This is a genomic window from Sphingorhabdus sp. Alg239-R122, from assembly GCF_900537065.1.
Classification (GTDB): Bacteria; Pseudomonadota; Alphaproteobacteria; order Sphingomonadales; family Sphingomonadaceae; genus Alg239-R122.
Window position 1 is genome coordinate 59,949 of the sequence record NZ_UNRC01000009.1, and the last position, 17,275, is coordinate 77,223.

The 17,275-nt window shown below is 54.4% G+C and carries 15 protein-coding genes; 9 read left to right on the forward strand and 6 right to left on the reverse strand.

Going from position 1 to position 17,275, the window contains the following annotated elements; translation table 11 throughout:
- Positions 1-8: 8 nt before the first annotated feature.
- Positions 9-4,229 carry a DNA-directed RNA polymerase subunit beta' gene (rpoC, locus tag G6Q15_RS09910; RefSeq protein ID WP_164118293.1) on the forward strand — a complete coding sequence of 1,407 codons (4,221 nt, stop codon included), beginning with the start codon at positions 9-11 and terminating at the stop codon, positions 4,227-4,229.
- A 76-nt stretch (positions 4,230-4,305) separates the two neighbouring features.
- Here rpoC and G6Q15_RS09915 read toward each other — a convergent pair whose 3' ends face one another.
- Positions 4,306-5,025 (reverse strand): pirin family protein, encoded by a 720-nt coding sequence (locus tag G6Q15_RS09915; RefSeq protein WP_164118295.1) that lies wholly within the window; start codon positions 5,023-5,025, stop codon positions 4,306-4,308.
- An 87-nt stretch (positions 5,026-5,112) separates the two neighbouring features.
- Here G6Q15_RS09915 and G6Q15_RS09920 point away from each other — a divergent pair, with 87 nt between their 5' ends.
- Positions 5,113-6,009, forward strand: coding sequence for a LysR family transcriptional regulator (locus G6Q15_RS09920; protein WP_164118297.1), 897 nt, complete (start codon positions 5,113-5,115; stop codon positions 6,007-6,009).
- 321 nt (positions 6,010-6,330) lie between these two features.
- A complete protein-coding gene (locus G6Q15_RS09925) occupies positions 6,331-7,032 on the forward strand; it encodes a response regulator transcription factor (protein WP_164118299.1) in 702 nt (233 codons plus the stop codon).
- A gap of 93 nt (positions 7,033-7,125) precedes the next feature.
- On the opposite strand, the gene G6Q15_RS09930 is transcribed toward G6Q15_RS09925, so the two are convergent.
- The 5 genes from G6Q15_RS09930 to pdxH are packed head-to-tail and all read right to left on the reverse strand — an operon-like array spanning position 7,126 to position 11,749.
- The gene (locus G6Q15_RS09930; protein ID WP_164118301.1) at positions 7,126-8,505 is read right to left on the reverse strand and encodes a M28 family metallopeptidase; all 1,380 of its coding nucleotides are present in this window, start codon (positions 8,503-8,505) and stop codon (positions 7,126-7,128) included.
- Between the two features lie 53 nt (positions 8,506-8,558).
- Complete coding sequence (locus G6Q15_RS09935) at positions 8,559-9,398, reverse strand: metallophosphoesterase family protein (RefSeq protein ID WP_164118303.1); 840 nt, start codon at positions 9,396-9,398, stop codon at positions 8,559-8,561.
- A 27-nt stretch (positions 9,399-9,425) separates the two neighbouring features.
- Positions 9,426-10,226, reverse strand: coding sequence for a PhzF family phenazine biosynthesis protein (locus tag G6Q15_RS09940; RefSeq protein WP_164118305.1), 801 nt, complete (start codon positions 10,224-10,226; stop codon positions 9,426-9,428).
- A complete protein-coding gene (locus G6Q15_RS09945; RefSeq protein ID WP_164118307.1) occupies positions 10,227-11,171 on the reverse strand; it encodes a cation diffusion facilitator family transporter in 945 nt (314 codons plus the stop codon).
- A complete protein-coding gene (gene pdxH, locus G6Q15_RS09950) occupies positions 11,168-11,749 on the reverse strand; it encodes a pyridoxamine 5'-phosphate oxidase (RefSeq protein WP_164118309.1) in 582 nt (193 codons plus the stop codon). The genes G6Q15_RS09945 and pdxH overlap by 4 nt, the downstream gene beginning before the upstream one ends.
- A gap of 152 nt (positions 11,750-11,901) precedes the next feature.
- Between pdxH and G6Q15_RS09955 the strand changes: the two genes are divergently transcribed.
- From G6Q15_RS09955 to G6Q15_RS09980, 6 genes are all read left to right on the forward strand, one after another.
- Entirely contained in the window at positions 11,902-12,351 is a 450-nt protein-coding gene (locus G6Q15_RS09955) for an ABA4-like family protein (protein WP_164118311.1), read from the forward strand.
- 69 nt (positions 12,352-12,420) lie between these two features.
- On the forward strand, positions 12,421-13,341 hold the full coding sequence (locus G6Q15_RS09960) for a DnaJ C-terminal domain-containing protein (protein ID WP_164118313.1): 921 nt from the start codon (positions 12,421-12,423) through the stop codon (positions 13,339-13,341).
- 57 nt (positions 13,342-13,398) lie between these two features.
- Positions 13,399-14,355, forward strand: coding sequence for a YihY/virulence factor BrkB family protein (locus G6Q15_RS09965; protein ID WP_240330840.1), 957 nt, complete (start codon positions 13,399-13,401; stop codon positions 14,353-14,355).
- Positions 14,348-15,154, forward strand: coding sequence for an enoyl-ACP reductase FabI (gene fabI / locus G6Q15_RS09970; protein ID WP_164118316.1), 807 nt, complete (start codon positions 14,348-14,350; stop codon positions 15,152-15,154). The genes G6Q15_RS09965 and fabI overlap by 8 nt, the downstream gene beginning before the upstream one ends.
- Positions 15,151-16,221, forward strand: a complete 1,071-nt coding sequence (aroC, locus tag G6Q15_RS09975; protein WP_164118318.1) for a chorismate synthase — start codon at positions 15,151-15,153, stop codon at positions 16,219-16,221. The genes fabI and aroC overlap by 4 nt, the downstream gene beginning before the upstream one ends.
- A gap of 68 nt (positions 16,222-16,289) precedes the next feature.
- A partial coding sequence (locus tag G6Q15_RS09980; RefSeq protein ID WP_205518148.1) for an SLC13 family permease occupies positions 16,290-17,275 on the forward strand: 986 nt, incomplete at its 3' end.

Consider the following 17,275-nt stretch of genomic DNA (forward strand, 5'->3'; position numbering starts at 1 on the left):
AAATGAAAATGAACGAACTGAGCAAATTTGCAAATCCGGTCGCCAAACCGGAAACATTTGATGAAATCCAGATCGGCCTTGCTTCGCCGGAAAAAATCCGCAGCTGGTCCTTTGGTGAAATCAAAAAGCCGGAAACCATCAACTACCGGACGTTCAAGCCAGAGCGTGACGGCCTTTTCTGCGCGCGGATTTTTGGTCCTGTAAAGGATTATGAATGCTTGTGCGGTAAGTATAAGCGCATGAAATATAAAGGCATCGTATGTGAAAAATGCGGTGTTGAAGTCACGGTCACCAAGGTGCGCCGTGAACGTATGGGCCATATCGATCTGGCCGCACCGGTTGCGCATATCTGGTTCCTGAAATCGCTGCCATCGCGCATTGGCCTGCTACTCGACATGCAGCTTAAGAAACTGGAGCGCGTGCTCTATTTCGAAGCCTATGTTGTGATTGAGCCCGGCTTGACCGCACTGGAAAAATTCCAGTTGCTGACCGAAGACGAACTGCTTGAAGCGCAGGATGAATATGGTGAAGACGCTTTCTCCGCCGGCATAGGTGCGGAAGCCGTCAAAATCATGCTGGCAGACCTGGACCTGGAACAGGAACGCAAAGATCTGATGGAAGAGCTGGAGACGACAAAGTCGTTGCTCAAGCCGAAAAAGATCATCAAGCGCCTGAAAGTGGTCGAAAGCTTCATCGAATCCGGTAACCGTCCGGAATGGATGATCCTTGACATTATTCCAGTCATTCCGCCCGAGCTGCGCCCACTGGTGCCGCTGGATGGTGGCCGTTTCGCAACGTCTGATCTCAACGATCTGTACCGCCGCGTCATTAACCGTAACAACCGCCTGAAACGCCTGATGGAACTGCGCGCGCCGGATATTATTGTCCGTAACGAAAAGCGCATGCTGCAGGAAGCTGTGGACGCACTGTTCGACAATGGCCGCCGCGGTCGCACGATTACAGGTGCCAACAAGCGCCCGCTGAAATCACTTTCGGATATGCTGAAAGGCAAGCAGGGCCGTTTCCGCCAGAATCTTCTGGGTAAGCGCGTCGACTATTCGGGTCGTTCGGTCATCGTGACCGGCCCTGAGCTGAAACTGCATCAGTGCGGTCTGCCAAAGAAAATGGCGCTCGAGCTGTTCAAGCCGTTCATTTATGCGCGGCTTGACGCAAAGGGCCTGTCCATGACGCTGAAACAGGCGAAGAAATGGGTGGAAAAAGAGCGTAAGGAAGTATGGGATATTCTCGACGAAGTTATTCGCGAGCATCCCGTTATGCTGAACCGTGCGCCGACGCTTCACCGTCTGGGCATTCAGGCGTTCGAGCCAGTACTGATTGAGGGCAAGGCTATCCAGCTTCACCCGCTCGTATGTTCCGCGTTCAACGCTGACTTTGACGGCGACCAAATGGCTGTACACGTACCGCTGAGTCTTGAGGCGCAGCTGGAAGCACGCGTGCTGATGATGTCTACCAACAACATCCTGTCACCTGCCAACGGCAAGCCGATTATCGTGCCTTCACAGGATATGGTACTGGGTATCTATTACCTCTCCATGGACCGTAAGGGTGAGCCGGGTGAGGGCATGATCCTGACCGATATGACCGAAGTGCACCAGGCGCTGGAAGTCGGTGCGGTGACGCTGCACTCAAAAATCACGAGCCGTGTGCCACAGGCCGATGAAGACGGTAATATCGTCATGAAGCGGTTTGAAACAACGCCGGGCCGTATGCTGCTGGGCGAATGTCTGCCAAAATCACACAAGGTGCCGTTCGACATTGTTAACCGCCTGCTCACCAAGAAAGAAATTGGTGACGTGATTGACCAGGTTTACCGCCACACAGGCCAGAAAGACACGGTGCTGTTTGCCGATGCGATCATGGTTCTGGGCTTCAAGCACGCGTTCAAGGCCGGCATTTCCTTCGGTAAGGATGACATGATCATTCCTGACTCGAAAGAAGGGACAGTGGATGAAACTCGTGCACTGGTCGCTGATTATGAGCAGCAGTACCAGGACGGCCTCATCACGCAGCAGGAAAAATATAACAAAGTCATTGATGCGTGGAGCCGCTGTGGTGACACAGTAGCTGCTGCCATGATGGACGAGATTGAAGCAACGCCGCTCGACAAGGATGGCCGCGAAAAAGCTATTAACTCGATCTATATGATGAGCCATTCGGGTGCGCGTGGTTCGCCAGCGCAGATGAAACAGCTGGCCGGTATGCGCGGGCTGATGGCCAAGCCTTCGGGCGAGATTATTGAAACACCGATTATCTCGAACTTTAAGGAAGGCCTGACGGTTCTTGAATATTTCAACTCGACCCACGGTGCGCGTAAAGGTTTGGCCGATACTGCGCTGAAAACGGCAAACTCGGGTTATCTGACCCGCCGTCTTGTTGACGTGTCGCAGGACTGCACCATCGTTGAGGAAGATTGTAAGACCGATAATGCACTGGAAATGAAAGCCATTGTCCAGGGTGGTTCGACAATCGCGTCTTTGGGTGAGCGTATTCTTGGCCGTACACTGGCTGAGGACATGGTTGATGCCAAGGATGGCAGTGTCGTTGTCAAAAACGGCACGCTTCTTGACGAAGCGGCTATTGCCAAGATTGAGGAAATGGGTATTCAGGCGGCACGCATTCGTTCACCTCTCGTTTGTGAATCGAAACATGGTGTGTGCGGCAAATGTTACGGACGTGACCTTGCCCGCGGTACGCCGGTCAATATCGGTGAAGCTGTTGGCGTTATTGCTGCGCAGTCCATCGGTGAACCGGGTACGCAGCTGACTATGCGGACCTTCCACATTGGCGGCGCTGCGAACTTTAACGAACAGTCCAATCTTGAGGCCGTTGCAGATGGCAAACTGGAATATCGCGATATTCCGACCATCACTGACAAAAACGGTCGCCGCCTGTCCTTGGCGCGTAATGGCGAGATTGCCATTATCGACAAGGAAGGCCGCGAACGTGCTGTCCACCGCATCCCTTACGGTACCAACATTCTTGTGAAGGATGGCGGTAAAGTGAAGCTCGGTGACCGTTTGGCCGAATGGGACCCGTTCACCATGCCGGTGATTACCGAGAAACCGGGTGTTGTAAAATACCAGGACCTGATCGACGGCAAGACACTGACTGAACAGACTGACGAAGCGACGGGCATCGCTCAGCGCGTGGTTGTCGAATACCGGGCAACGGGCCGCGGCAAGGACAAGGAAGACCTGCGTCCTCGCCTGACCTTGCTTGACGGTGACAGCGGTGAAGCCGCGCGTTACATGCTGTCCGTCGGCGCTACGCTTTCGGTGACCGATGGTCAGGAAGTGTCTGCAGGTGATGTGCTGGCACGTGTCAGCCGTGAAGCTGCAAAAACGCGTGACATTACGGGCGGTCTGCCGCGTGTTGCCGAATTGTTCGAGGCCCGTAAGCCAAAGGACAATAGCGTTATCGCGAAAATCTCTGGCCGCATTGAATTTGTGCGTGACTATAAAGCCAAGCGCAAAATCGCGATCCATCCGGAAGAGGGTGATTCAGTTGAGTACCTGATCCCCAAAACCAAAGTGATCGATGTGCAGGAAGGCGATTATGTGAAGAAAGGCGATAACCTGGTTTCAGGTTCGCCCGATCCGCATGATATTCTTGAAGTGCTCGGCGTGGAGGCGCTTGCCGAATATCTGGTGGCGGAAATTCAGGAAGTCTACCGCCTGCAAGGTGTGAAGATTAACGACAAGCATATCGAGACGATTGTGCGCCAGATGCTGCAGAAGGTCGAAATTACCGATGGCGGGGACACAATCCTGCTCGCCGGTGAGCAGATTGATGCAGAGGAAATGCACGAAATCAACGCTAAGCTGACCAAAAAGCAGAAACCTGCTGTTGGTACGCCGGTATTGCTCGGTATTACCAAGGCGTCGCTGCAAACACGCAGCTTCATCTCGGCCGCGTCTTTCCAGGAAACCACCCGCGTGCTGACGCAAGCGGCGGTTGAAGGCAAACGTGACTCGCTGATCGGCTTGAAGGAAAACGTCATTGTTGGCCGCCTGATTCCGGCAGGTACGGGTGCAGGCATGAATCGCATGCGTATTGCAGCATCCAGCCGTGACGCCGCGCTTCGTGCGCAGCAAAAGGCGATGCTTGATGCGATGGCGGCTGCCGAAGAAGTTGAAGCGGAAGAAGCCGCTGCGGCCAAAGCTGCCGAAGCGCCAGCAGAAACACCTTCTTCAGACGAAGAGGAGTAATTCAGCAAACTGGGCCAATCGCTTGGTGCTGACAAAAGAAACCCCGCCGTGCGTCATGCCTGGCGGGGTTTTTTGATTATTGTAACCCGATATCGGGAGTTTCGGCGATCAGGAACTCCGCATCTTCATGCGCGGTGATTTCCAGTCTGCTTTCGTCGCGGATGGCGGCACTATCGCGGGCGCGAACTGTAGTACCGTTCACTTCGATGCTACCTTCCGATACGACCAGATAAACAGGCATGTCATTTTGCATGTCATGCGTCAGACTGTCCCCGGCCTTTAGCGTTGCACCATAGAGCCGGGCATCGGCACGGATCATCGCCGCACCTGCGGTAACATCATCTTCGTAGCCACTGGCGAGTATTTCCAGCTTCCCGGCACGCTCTCCTTTGGGAAAGACCTTCGTGTCCCAGCGGGGTTCGTCGCCTCGCGTACGGGGGATAACCCATATCTGAAACAGCCGTGTTTCTTCGTCCTCCAGATTGAATTCGCTATGCTGGACCCCAGTGCCTGCGCTCATGACCTGCACATCGCCCGCCTCTGTGCGGCCTTCATTACCCATACTGTCACGGTGGGTAATGGCCCCTTTGCGGACATAGGTAATGATCTCCATATCCTGATGAGGATGGGTTGGGAAACCGCTTTTGGGAGCGATTTCGTCATCATTCCACACGCGCAGTGAACCCCAGCCCATGCGCGCGCTGTCATGATATCCGGCAAAGGAAAAATGATGGCGTGCGTTCAGCCAGCCATGGTTGGCGTGACCCAGTGATGAAAATTCGCGTTTCTCAATCATGATTCATCCTTTCATATGTTTGCATTGGATATAGGCACGCATTACCGTTTCTAAAATAATCAAAATAGAAAAGGATTGTTTCCATTTATGCGCTTACCTGATTTTGAAGCATGGGCGATTTTCGCCACGGTCGCCCGGCTGGGCAGCTTTACTGCGGCCGCAACGGAGTTGGGACTGGCAAAGGCAACTGTGTCCAAGGCGGTGACAAGGCTGGAAGGCGAGCTTGGTGTTGCGCTGTTTCATCGTACGTCCCGGCGGATTTCGCTATCCAGCGCAGGTCAATCGCTCTTGCCACATGCTGAAAAGATACGCGCGCAGGGTGATGCAGCGACAGAAGCTGCCCGTGATGAAGCGGAAATATTAACGGGTCGGGTTAAAATGGCGGCACCGCTCAGTTTCGGGCTTTCCGAGCTGGGACCTGTGCTGGCCGATTTTATGGAAGAATATCCGGGTATCGAAATTGATTTGGACCTGCGTGATTCCCGTGTGGATCTGACGGGGCAGGGGATTGACCTTGCGCTGCGCATAGCCGCGCTTCCCGATAGCAGCCTGCGTGTTATGCATCTGCGTGAGGTCAGACGTCACCTTGTCGCTGCCCCGTCCTATCTTGCGCGGGCTGGTAGACTGAACACGCCGGCTGACCTGAAGTCACACCGCTGCTTTATTTATTCCAACCTTCCCAACCCGCAGGTCATGACCTTTACGGGGCCGGATGGAGACGCGGTATCAGTTCAGCCGCAGTCGGTATTTCGTGCCAATAATAGCGATATCATGCTGCCTGCGCTTATCGCGGGGCAGGGCATAGCGGAACTGCCGGATTTTATGTGTGAGGCCGCGCTGGCTTCCGGCGGGCTGGAGATCATATTGCCGGCCTGGCGCAATAGCCCATTGACGCTGAGCCTGGTTATGCCGCCTTCGCATTACAGGCCTGCCAGGGTTCAGGTGTTGATTGATTTCTTGCAGAAGGCATTCAGGCTAGCATGATATGAATATATGAAGGCCCCGCTGGAGTATGTCGGATGGACCTATGCAAGGGAAATGAAGGATAAAATTATTGCGGAATGTAAAAAAAGCACATGTGTGACATTTACCACGCACTGGAGTGCAAACCCGCAGAAAAGACTCGGTTACGAACCGTTACACCATATCAAACACCCTCTGCGACTCGCCTGCTTCTGTCACTTAATGTAAAATTAACCTTTAATCTTCATTCTTCTTATGGTTAATAAATTACACAGCTTGCATATCAAACGGGGGGTTTGACAATGCAGGCAACAGAGAAAACATAAAGAGGGGCTGCACATTATGCGCGTGCTATTGATTGAAGATGAGCCAACCACAGCGAAGGCCATTGAGCTGATGCTGACGACCGAAGGCTTTAATGTTTACACGACCGACCTCGGTGAAGAAGGACTCGATCTGGGTAAGCTCTACGATTACGACATTATCTGTCTCGACCTGAACCTGCCAGACATGCATGGTTATGATGTGCTCAAGAAACTCCGCGTTGCCAAGGTGCAGACGCCGGTGCTTATTTTGTCCGGTGTTTCGGAAATGGACAGCAAGGTGCGCTCTTTCGGCTTCGGTGCAGATGATTATGTGACCAAGCCTTTCCACCGTGAGGAACTCGTGGCGCGCATCCATGCCGTTGTACGCCGTTCAAAAGGGCATTCGCAAAGCGTTATCCGCACAGGCAAGCTGTCAGTGAACCTGGATGCCAAGACGGTCGAAGTCGATGGTGCACGCGTCCACCTGACCGGCAAGGAATATGCGATGCTCGAGCTACTGTCATTGCGCAAGGGCACGACTTTGACCAAGGAGATGTTCCTCAACCATCTTTATGGCGGGATGGATGAGCCGGAACTCAAGATTATCGACGTTTTCATCTGCAAACTACGCAAAAAACTGGCACTGGCATGCGGCGGTGACAATTATATCGAAACTGTCTGGGGCCGCGGCTATGTGCTGCGCGATCCGAATACGGACGAGGACAGTCAGGCGGCATAAACCCACTTCCTACTCAATTTCACTTCACTACCCTTCGGCTACGGCCGAATTAGGGCCGGCAGCAGGGGGCAGTCGGCCCTTTTTCGTTGACCGCTACCGATTGCGCTGCGGTAGCCCGGCAAAGGTTATGATGCTCTCATGGCCGTCTTTCGACAGGGCGGACACACCGACAAAATGATCATCGACAATAATGCCTGGCAATGTGATTTCGGTTCTGCCCGTGACATCGACTCTGTTGGTCCAGTCACGCTCGTCATTTCGCCGCCAATAGACACGGTATCCAGCAGCGCCTTTTACCGGTTCCCACTCGACGATTGTGTCGGCGCTTACCGCGCCGCCAAGCTGCGCTGATTTTGGTGCAGGCGGGGCATTGGCCAGTTCGCGGGCCAGCGCCACATTCAGATTGGTGACTTTGGCAAGATAGTAAAAATCCATCTCGTCCACCGTATCACCATATTTTACACCATTTTCGGTGCGCAGGTCCTGATGCTGATGATCATAATCTTCGACACCGACGGTAAACCGGACTGCCGGATAACCGAGCGCCAGGGCCGGTAGATGGTCGCCGCCGCGGCGAAAACGGTCGGGGCGGCGGACACCAAAGACATTCAGACCAATATTCCGGTTTGTGTTGGCTACGCGGTCTGCTGCACGCATCAACGCACGGGACGGGCCATCATCCTCGCCACCACTGCCGCGCCGTGACATGGCTTCTTCCAGGCTTTCCGACGAGCGTATGCCTTCACTGAACACCCGTACTATATTGTCAACAATGCGGCCATCCTGTCCTTTGGTGCCGCCAACAATATCATTGTTCAGCATGGCGATTACATTCCACCCACGCGCTTTGGCTGTATCGGCAATCAGCTTGCCACCGAACAGCCCCTGTTCCTCACCCGACAAAAGCGCATAGATGATTGTGGCATCATGTTTTTCGCGGGTAAGTATGCGCGCGGCCTCTATGGTAAGCGCTGTGCCCGAACCGTCGTCATTGGCTCCAGGGGCATCATCGGTAAAATTCATCGGATCGGTGACGCGGCTGTCAATATGGCCGGAAATGATGATGACATTGCCCGGATCACCCGTGCCGCGCTGTATGCCCAGCACATTGACGATTCTCACGCCATCTGGAATCCGCGGGCCATAATCAAAACGCTCGACATTCTCCACCTCAAGACAGCCGCCACAGGCTGCGCTGATCCGGGCAAATTCCTCTGCGCCCCAGCGCCGGGCGGCGCCAATGCCGCGTGTGGGGTGATCGGGCGATGACAGGGTATGGCGTGTCCCGAAACTCACCAGCTTTTCGACATAGGCTTTCAGGTTTTGTGCATCCGCCGGGCCGGCCGATGGCGGGGGCGTTATGGGTACAGTGGCTGTAGGCCTCTCATCAGGTGCGTTCTTATCCTGTGCGGCGAGATAGCTTGTTGGCGCAGTGGCCAGTAACAGCGATACGAGCAGAGCATTTTTTTTCATGGACAGGAAACTGGCGCAAACTGCGCCGCTGCACAAGAATATTCTATCGCACCTTATTCAGCGGGCCCGGTTTGCAGGTACCAACGGTCGTTGCCCTCCAGGCCGATAGCCGTCAGCACTCCCGTGTCATAGGCACCAGTATCAATACCAATGCGCCCGCGGCGTTCGTCGACATTTTCACTGATAGTATGACCGTGAATAATCATTTTTTCGTGGACGTTATCCTTGCGCAGGAAGTCGCCGCGTATCCAGCGCAGGTCCTGTCTAACCTGTTCTTCCATAGACACACCTGCACGTACACCGGCATGGACAAAGGCATAATCGCCCATGACGACATAGTCTTCAAACCCGGTTATAAATTCGCGATGATTCTGTGGTACCAGGTCTGACAGCTTTTCGGCCAGCTCTTCCATTTCCATCTCGCGATATTTGGCATGGGGCATGCCATAGCTCAGGATTGTTTCCTGTCCGCCGATACGGCTGAAGAAACGGACTTTCTTGATATCCCCTGTCAGCGCATCAAGGAACATTTCTTCATGATTGCCCATCAGGAAGCGGACTTTGTCGCTGCTGCGCGCAAGTTCCATCGCACGTTCGATAACACCTGCGCTGTCTGGTCCGCGATCAACCAAATCGCCCAGGAAAATGAGCCGGGTGTCCGCATTTTTGCGTGCGGCAACATCGGCATCGATTTTTTCCAGCAATTCGTCGAGCAGATCGAGACGGCCATGTATGTCGCCAATCGCATAAACGCGTTCACCCGGCGGCATGGATGGAGCAGATTTATCCCTGCGCTTTTGCTTGCGCTTTTTTTTGCTCTTCGTTGTGTCGAACAGGTTGCGTAAAAAGGAGGTCAATTCACTTATTCCAGTTGTTTCGTGTGCCGCGCGCATATCGGGCTGCACATGATATGCGCGTACCTACGGCAAATTAAACTGGCCTTCAACCACTGTGAAACATGCGCCGCCCAGCACAGCATTTTCGCCGTCCAGTGTGCAACGCACATGCCCGCCGCGTTCGCTCGCCTGATAGGCGGTGAAACTGTCACGGCCGAGCTGAGCAGCCCAATAAGGCGTCAGCACGCAGTGTGCGGAGCCGGTCACACTGTCCTCGTCAATTCCTGCTCCGGGAACGAATACGCGGCTTAGCACGTCGGTATCGGTGCCGGGCGCGGTGCAGATAAACTGCCACTGGTCGCCAAATTCAGCCAGAGCGCGCATATCGGGTTCCAGTGCCAGTACTTCTTCAGGCGTGTCATAGACGAACAATGCATAACCGCCTTCGCGGAAATGCGTTTCCGATGGTGCATGGCCCAATGCCGTGACGGCTCTATCCAGTTCCCTGGGGGAGGGAGTATAAGCGGGCAGTGCCATATGATAGGCGCCGCCATCCTTGCTCACTTTCAATATGCCTGCCTGGCGCGTGCGGAAATGCACAGTGCGCAGATCCGGTGTCATGCTGAGCACGACATGGCCGCTAGCCAAAGTGGCATGGCCGCACAGCGCAACTTCACATGCTGGAGTGAACCAGCGCAGCTCATAATGCGCCTCACCGCTTTCATCAGGCACGATAAAGGCGGTTTCGGCAAATTTATTTTCCTCGGCAATGGCCTGTAACACATCATCTTTTAGCCAACTATCCAGCGGTATGACCGCAGCCTGATTGCCTGTGAAAGGCGTATCGGCAAAGGCATCGACGTGGAAATAGGGATAAGCTGGCATTCAACTGTCCTTCAGGTTTTCAAGCTCATCCTGTTCGGTGAGCGGATTGTCCGGTTCATCGACATGGCCCAACGGGTCGATATGCACAAGTATTTCAGTGCCGGGAAATGCTTTGCCTAGGTCAAGCTCAACTTTTTCTATCACGTCATGAGCCTGCCGGACCGTCATATCCGGGTCCATATCGACGTGAAACTGAACGAAATTGCGGTTGCCGCTGGTTCGTGTGCGCAGGTCATGCAGGCTTTTCAGTTCAGGATGCCGGGCGGCGACTTCGACAAAGGCAAGCCGCTTTTCCTCTGGCCATTCGCGGTCCATCAACTGGTCGATTGCGCGTGTCGCGGCGCGCCACGCCCCCCAGGCCAGCCACAATGCAATCGCAACGCCAAAGGCCGGGTCAATTCCGGTAATGCCCACATACTGGTCGAGCGCCAGTGCGGCGATTACGGCAAGATTGAGCAGCAGATCAGACTGGTAATGCACATGATCGGCCTCGATCGCGACCGACTCTGTCTGGCGGATCACGCGGCGCTGATAGGCAAGCAGTGCCAGTGTCACCGCAATCGCGACAACCGAGACGATAATGCCATATTCGGCGCGCGCTGTGGTGTCTCCACTGGCAATGCGCTCCAGTGCGCGCCAGCCAATAAAGGCAGCTGATAGTGTGATGAGCACTACCTGAAACAGTGCCGCCAGCGCTTCAGCCTTGCCGTGGCCGAACCGGTGCGCCGCGTCGGCGGGCATGGCGGCATAGCGCACACTGAATAGTGTCATTAGTGATGCGAATAGGTCGAGTGCGGTGTCAGCGAGCGACCCCAGCATGGCGACGGACGCGGTTGCCCATTCGGCATAGGCTTTCAGGCATAATAACAACAATGCCGCCGAAACGCTGGCAATTGCAGCGTTGCGGTTCAGCCGTGCATGATTATCGGGGTGTGGCTGTGTCACGGGTAAAGCAGGCTTTCTGTCCAGCCATCACCGTCACGCACAAACAGGCGGCGTTCATGCAACCGGTGCGCGCGATCCTGCCAAAATTCGATACGTGCAGGTGTGACACGGTAGCCCGACCAATGCGGTGGGCGCGGAACGTCCTTTCCTTCGAACCTGTCCTGCATCGCTTCGAACCGGTCCATGAAAACTTGCCGGCTTTCCAGGCGGTGTGACTGGTCCGAAGCCCAAGCGCCCAGCTGTGAATCGCGGCTGCGTGTCGCGAAATAGGCATCGGCAACCGTGTCGCTGACCGGTGAGATGTCACCCTCGATACGGATCTGCCGCCGCAGCGATTTCCAGTGAAATAGTAGTGCAACATGCGGATTGGCGGCCAGCTCTTCGCCTTTTCGACTGGTGAAGTTGGTATAAAATATAAAACCGTCTGGGCCATGCCCCTTCAGCAATACCATGCGCGATGATGGCCGGCTTTCTGCATCTGCCGTGGCGAGCGCCATGGCATTGGAATCGTTAAGCTCGCTTGTCCGCGCTTCGTCATACCAGCTGTGAAATATCTCAAAAGGGTTGGTTTTGGTCATTTTCCCACCTTCTTATCGTCCGGGTGCGTTATAGTAATAAAACACTGCCATAATGCACCGCGATGCGCTATTGCCAATGTGGTGACGGCATCTTTGCCAGCCTGCCATGAAAAAGGCTAGTGATGTGCCGCGAAACAGGGAGGAAAATATTTATGTGGGACCAGATATTTTCGGCGGCTAATATGATGGCGCTCATTTGTTGGGCCGTACTTATATTACTGCCACGCAGCGAGACATTATACAGGGCTTTGTTTTACGGGCCTATATTGGTGTTGGGTCTTACGTATCTGGTATTGTTGGGCAGTGTGCTTGGCGGGGCGATTCCATCTGAGGGTGATATTGATTTTGGTTCGATCGCGGGCGTGCGTTCGATTTTTGACAATGACGTAGGTGTTGTCATTGGCTGGATACATTACCTGTGCTTCGATCTGTTCGTTGGTTTGTGGATTGCCCGCAATGCGGATGCGCATGGCATTAACCGGATTATTCAGGCACCTATATTGGTGCTGACTTTTATGTTCGGGCCCGTGGGATTGGTGAGCTATATGGCAACGCGTCAGATGATGCGTGCCGGACGTATTGCAGGGCATCTCCCTGCTTGACGTAGCGTCTTCATACCCCATCTATATAAGTATAGACATGCAATTGATTAGAGGCGGAAAATAGAATTTATGGCAGATCCGTATTCGATACTGGGCGTTTCCAAAGGGGCCAGTGAAAAGGAAGTCAAGAGCGCTTATCGCAAGCTTGCCAAGGAGCTGCATCCTGACCGCAACAAGAATAATCCGGCGGCGTCGGAGAAGTTTTCCGACGCGACCAAGGCCTATGATTTGTTGAGTGACAAGGACAAGCGCGCGCAGTTTGACCGTGGCGAAATCGATATGGATGGTAATCCGACCGGACCATTTGGTTATGGCGGTGGCGGCGGTAGTTTTCGCCAGCCAGAACCGGGCGGCGGCATGGGAGGTTTTGCCGATGGCGTCGATTTTGGCGATATATTTGACGGTCTATTTGGCGGCGGGGGTCGCTCTTCGAGTGGTCAGGAAAGCTACGGACGTAGCGCGCCGCCGCCCAAAGGAGCGAATATCGCCTATAAACTGGCGGTGGAATTTCTGGATGCGGCGATGCTTGCGCCGCAGCGCATCACGCTGTCCGATGGCAAGACAATTAACCTGAAACTGCCCAAAGGCGTGGAGCATGGCACGCAGATGCGCCTGCCGGGCAAAGGGCAGTCAGGACCAGGCGGCAATGGTGACGCGATTGTCACCATCCACGTCAAACCACATATATTCTTTACGCGCGATGGCAATAATGTCCGGCTTGAGCTGCCGATTACGCTGAAAGAAGCTGTGCTGGGCGCCAAAATGAAAGTGCCGACGGTCGAGGGGCCAGTCATGCTGACTATACCCAAGGGCAGCAATTCAGGCACGCACCTGCGCATCAAGGGCCGCGGTTTTACAGGCAGCAATGGCAAACGGGGAAATCAGCTTGTAGAACTGCAAATACACGTGCCGGACGATGACGCGGCGCTGACGGAATTTGCGAAGAACTGGGATTATGACGAAAATGTACGCGCAGAGCTGGGCGTCTAGCGGGCGCTGTATCTAAAATACTGGCCTTGGCATAAAATTTCAGGCAGTTTGTGCGTGATGGACAGACCGGAACTTTGTGAAGGCGACAGGCCGATCCTGAATATGACGGGGCTGGCACGGCGATGGATAGACCAGACAAAGGCTATCGCTGTTGATGTTGCCAGGCATGTTTATGATGATGGGTTTGTTCTGGCGGGCAATTTTGCCTATCTTTCACTGCTTGCGCTTTTCCCGTTTTTTGTGGTTGCGGCTTCACTCGCAGGTGCAGTGGGCCGCACGGACTATGGCTATCAGGCGGTTGAGGCGTTTCTGGCGGCTGTGCCGCCCAGCATGGCGAGCGCGCTTAATGAGCCAGTGCAATCGGCCATGACTGCGCGCACCGGGCCATTGTTGTGGTTCAGTGTGTTGGTCGGACTGTGGACGACGGCCAGCCTGATCGAAACCATACGTGACATGCTGCGGCGTTCCTATGAAGTGAAAAGCACGCGGCCATTCTGGCACTACCGGTTGGGGTCGATTGCGCTTATCGTTGGTGCGGTCATACTCACCATTTTTGCGCTTAGCATGCAGGTGATGCTGAGCGGCGCGGAGGAGTTCGTGCTCAGCTACCTGCCGCTGGCGAGCAAAACGCTCAGCTATATTGCCTGGAGCCAGCTGTTCAGTGCATTGATCCTGTTTGGGGCATTGTATCTGATTTTTCGGACCTTGACGCCGAGCCAGTATCGCAGGCGCGGTGCGCCAATCTGGCCTGGCCCCTTGTTCATCAGCCTGTGGTGGATCCTCAACACCAGCCTGATGCCCGTATTGTTGCGCAATTTCTTCAATTATGACCTGACCTATGGCAGCCTTGCAGGTGTAATGATCAGTCTGATTTTCTTCTTTCTGATTGGTCTGGGCATGGTAATCGGAGCAGAGCTCAACGCGGCGCTTGCACGGGCGGGGGATAAGAACGTAAAAGCGGATGAAACAACCATAGTATCTGATGACGATCAGAAAGGACTGGACAATGAGTGATTTGATGCAGGGTAAACGGGGCCTCATCATGGGACTGGCCAACAACAAGTCGCTGGCCTGGGGTATCGCACGCAAATTGCGTGAACAAGGCGCTGAACTTGCCTTTTCCTATCAAGGGGATGCGTTAAAAAAACGTGTAGGCCCCTTGGCCGAGGAGCTGGATAGTGATTTCCTGATCGAATGCGATGTGTCCGACATGAATGCGCTCGACAAGGCTTTTGACGAGTTAAAAAGCCGTTGGGGCACGATTGATTTTGTTGTGCATGCCATTGGGTTTTCGGACAAGAGCGAGCTGCGCGGCAAATATGTCGACACCAGTCTCGACAATTTCCTGATGACGATGAATATTTCTGCTTATTCGCTCGTTGCAGTGGCTCAGCGCGCGGCGGCGATGATGCCCGATGGCGGCTCGATCGTGACGCTCACCTATTATGGCGCGGAAAAAGTCATTCCGCATTATAACGTGATGGGCGTGGCGAAGGCAGCTCTGGAAACCAGTGTTCAATATCTGGCCAATGACCTTGGCCCGGCCAATATCCGTGTCAATGCGATTTCCGCAGGGCCGATCAAGACACTGGCGGCCAGCGGCATTGGCGATTTCCGCTATATCCTGAAATGGAATGAATATAATTCGCCGCTGCGTCGCAACGTGACGATTGAGGATGTGGGTGGCGCGGGCCTGTATTTCTGCAGTGAGCTTTCGTCCGGCGTGACGGGTGAAACACACCATGTCGATGCGGGTTATCATGTCGTTGGCATGAAACAGGAAGACGCGCCAGATATTGCGCTTGATACATGAGTTACAATAGTTTCGGCCGCATATTCCGTTTTACCACTTGGGGCGAGAGCCACGGGCCTGCGCTAGGGGTGGTGGTGGACGGCTGTCCGCCTGCGCTGGAGATCAGCACCGATCATATCCAGCCCTATCTGGATGCGCGGAGGCCTGGCCAGTCAAAATATACCACGCAGCGGCGCGAGGCAGACGAAGTGAAAATCCTGTCTGGTGTGTTCGAGGGCAAAACGACGGGTACGCCGATATCGCTGATGATTGAGAATACTGACCAGCGGTCAAAGGATTATAGCGAGGTTGCGAAGGCCTATCGCCCTGGTCATGCCGATTATAGCTATGACGCCAAATACGGCTTTCGAGACTATCGCGGTGGCGGACGCTCCAGCGCCCGCGAAACGGCGGCACGTGTGGCGGCAGGCGCGGTGGCACGGCTGGTTATACCCGAAGTCACTATTCTGGCTTATGTCTGTGAAATAGGTGGTGATGCAATTGACCATGTGAATTTCGATGCAGGTGAAATTGGCCGCAATCCGTTTTTCTGTCCAGATGCCAAAGCCGCCAAGCGCTGGGAAAAACTGGTCGACGATGCGCGCAGGGATGGCAGTTCACTGGGCGCCGTTGTCGAATGTGTGGCGACAGGCGTGCCTGCCGGATGGGGCGCGCCGGTCTATGCCAAGATGGACAGTGAACTGGCCGCAGCCATGATGACAATCAATGCCACCAAGGGCGTGGAAATTGGTGACGGGTTTGCCGCAGCGCGGCTACGTGGGGAACAAAATGCCGATGCGATGCGCCCGGGCAAGGACGGGAAACCAGAATTTGCCGCCAACCATGCAGGCGGTACGGCGGGCGGTATATCCACCGGGCAACCGATTGTGTGCCGCACGGCGTTCAAGCCGACAAGCTCGATCCTGACGCCTGTTGAAACGATTACCAATGAAGGTGAGGCAGCTGAAATTGTCACCAAGGGCCGCCATGATCCATGCGTGGGTATACGCGGCACTCCGGTGGTGGAGGCAATGATGGCACTGGTTCTCGCAGACCAGAAGCTGTTGCACCGTGCCCAGTGCGGATGATGCGCGGATAATCTTGTTTTATGACAGGCCATTGCCCTATAGGCAGATCACAGGGGACGCAGTAAACCATGCTTGATTTGATCCGCGCGACAATTGGCGCCTATGAAGCTGAAATCGGCCTGTTTATACTGGCATCGATGTTTGTCGCCTTTGCGATGGAACGCTTTCCAGCAGCAGTTGTCGCAATACTGGGTGCCTGTGCTTTCCTGTTTCTGGGCATTATCGATTCTGATGGATTGTTCTCATCTTTTTCAAACACTGCGCCGATAACCATTGGCGCGATGTTTATCCTGTCGGGCGCACTGTTGCGCACCGGTACGATTGACGCGATTGCTGGCATGATTATCCGCCGCGCGCGCAAACGGCCCAAACTGGCCGTAGCAGAGATGTTCCTGGGTGCTTATGTCGCATCGGCTTTTATGAACAACACGCCGGTTGTTGTGGTGATGATCCCGATCATCCTGCGGCTGGCCCGGGCCACCGGTTTTTCCGCGAAAAAGCTGCTTATCCCGCTCAGCTTTGTCTGCATATTGGGCGGTACAACCACCCTGATTGGAACCTCGACCAACCTGATTGTCGATGCGGTGGCGCGCGATTCAGGGTTGGAACCGTTCGGGATTTTTGAAATTACGCCTTATGGTCTTGTCGCGGGCCTTGCCGGTATGATTATGCTGGTGCTGTTCAGTAGCTGGCTTTTGCCCAGTGATGATAGTTCAATTCGTCCAACTGACAGTAACGAAAATATGTATCTGACTGAACTGACCGTGCGCAATGCATCGGCAGACAAAGGCAAGCAACTGGGCGATGTGGCACTGTCCAAACGCGCCAATATTTCGATCAAGGCGATCAAACGTGACGACCTGTTTGTCCGCCATGATCTTGATCAGGTGTATCTTGAACCTGATGACCGCATAGTGGTGCAGCTTGACCTGGCCGAGCTCATGTCATTGCGTACGAGTGATGACTATAAGGTTGGAATTGTACGCAAGGGTGATCCGGGTGCCATGGGAGAGGAAGTCGTCGAAGCGATGATTTCACCACAGCATCCCAGCAT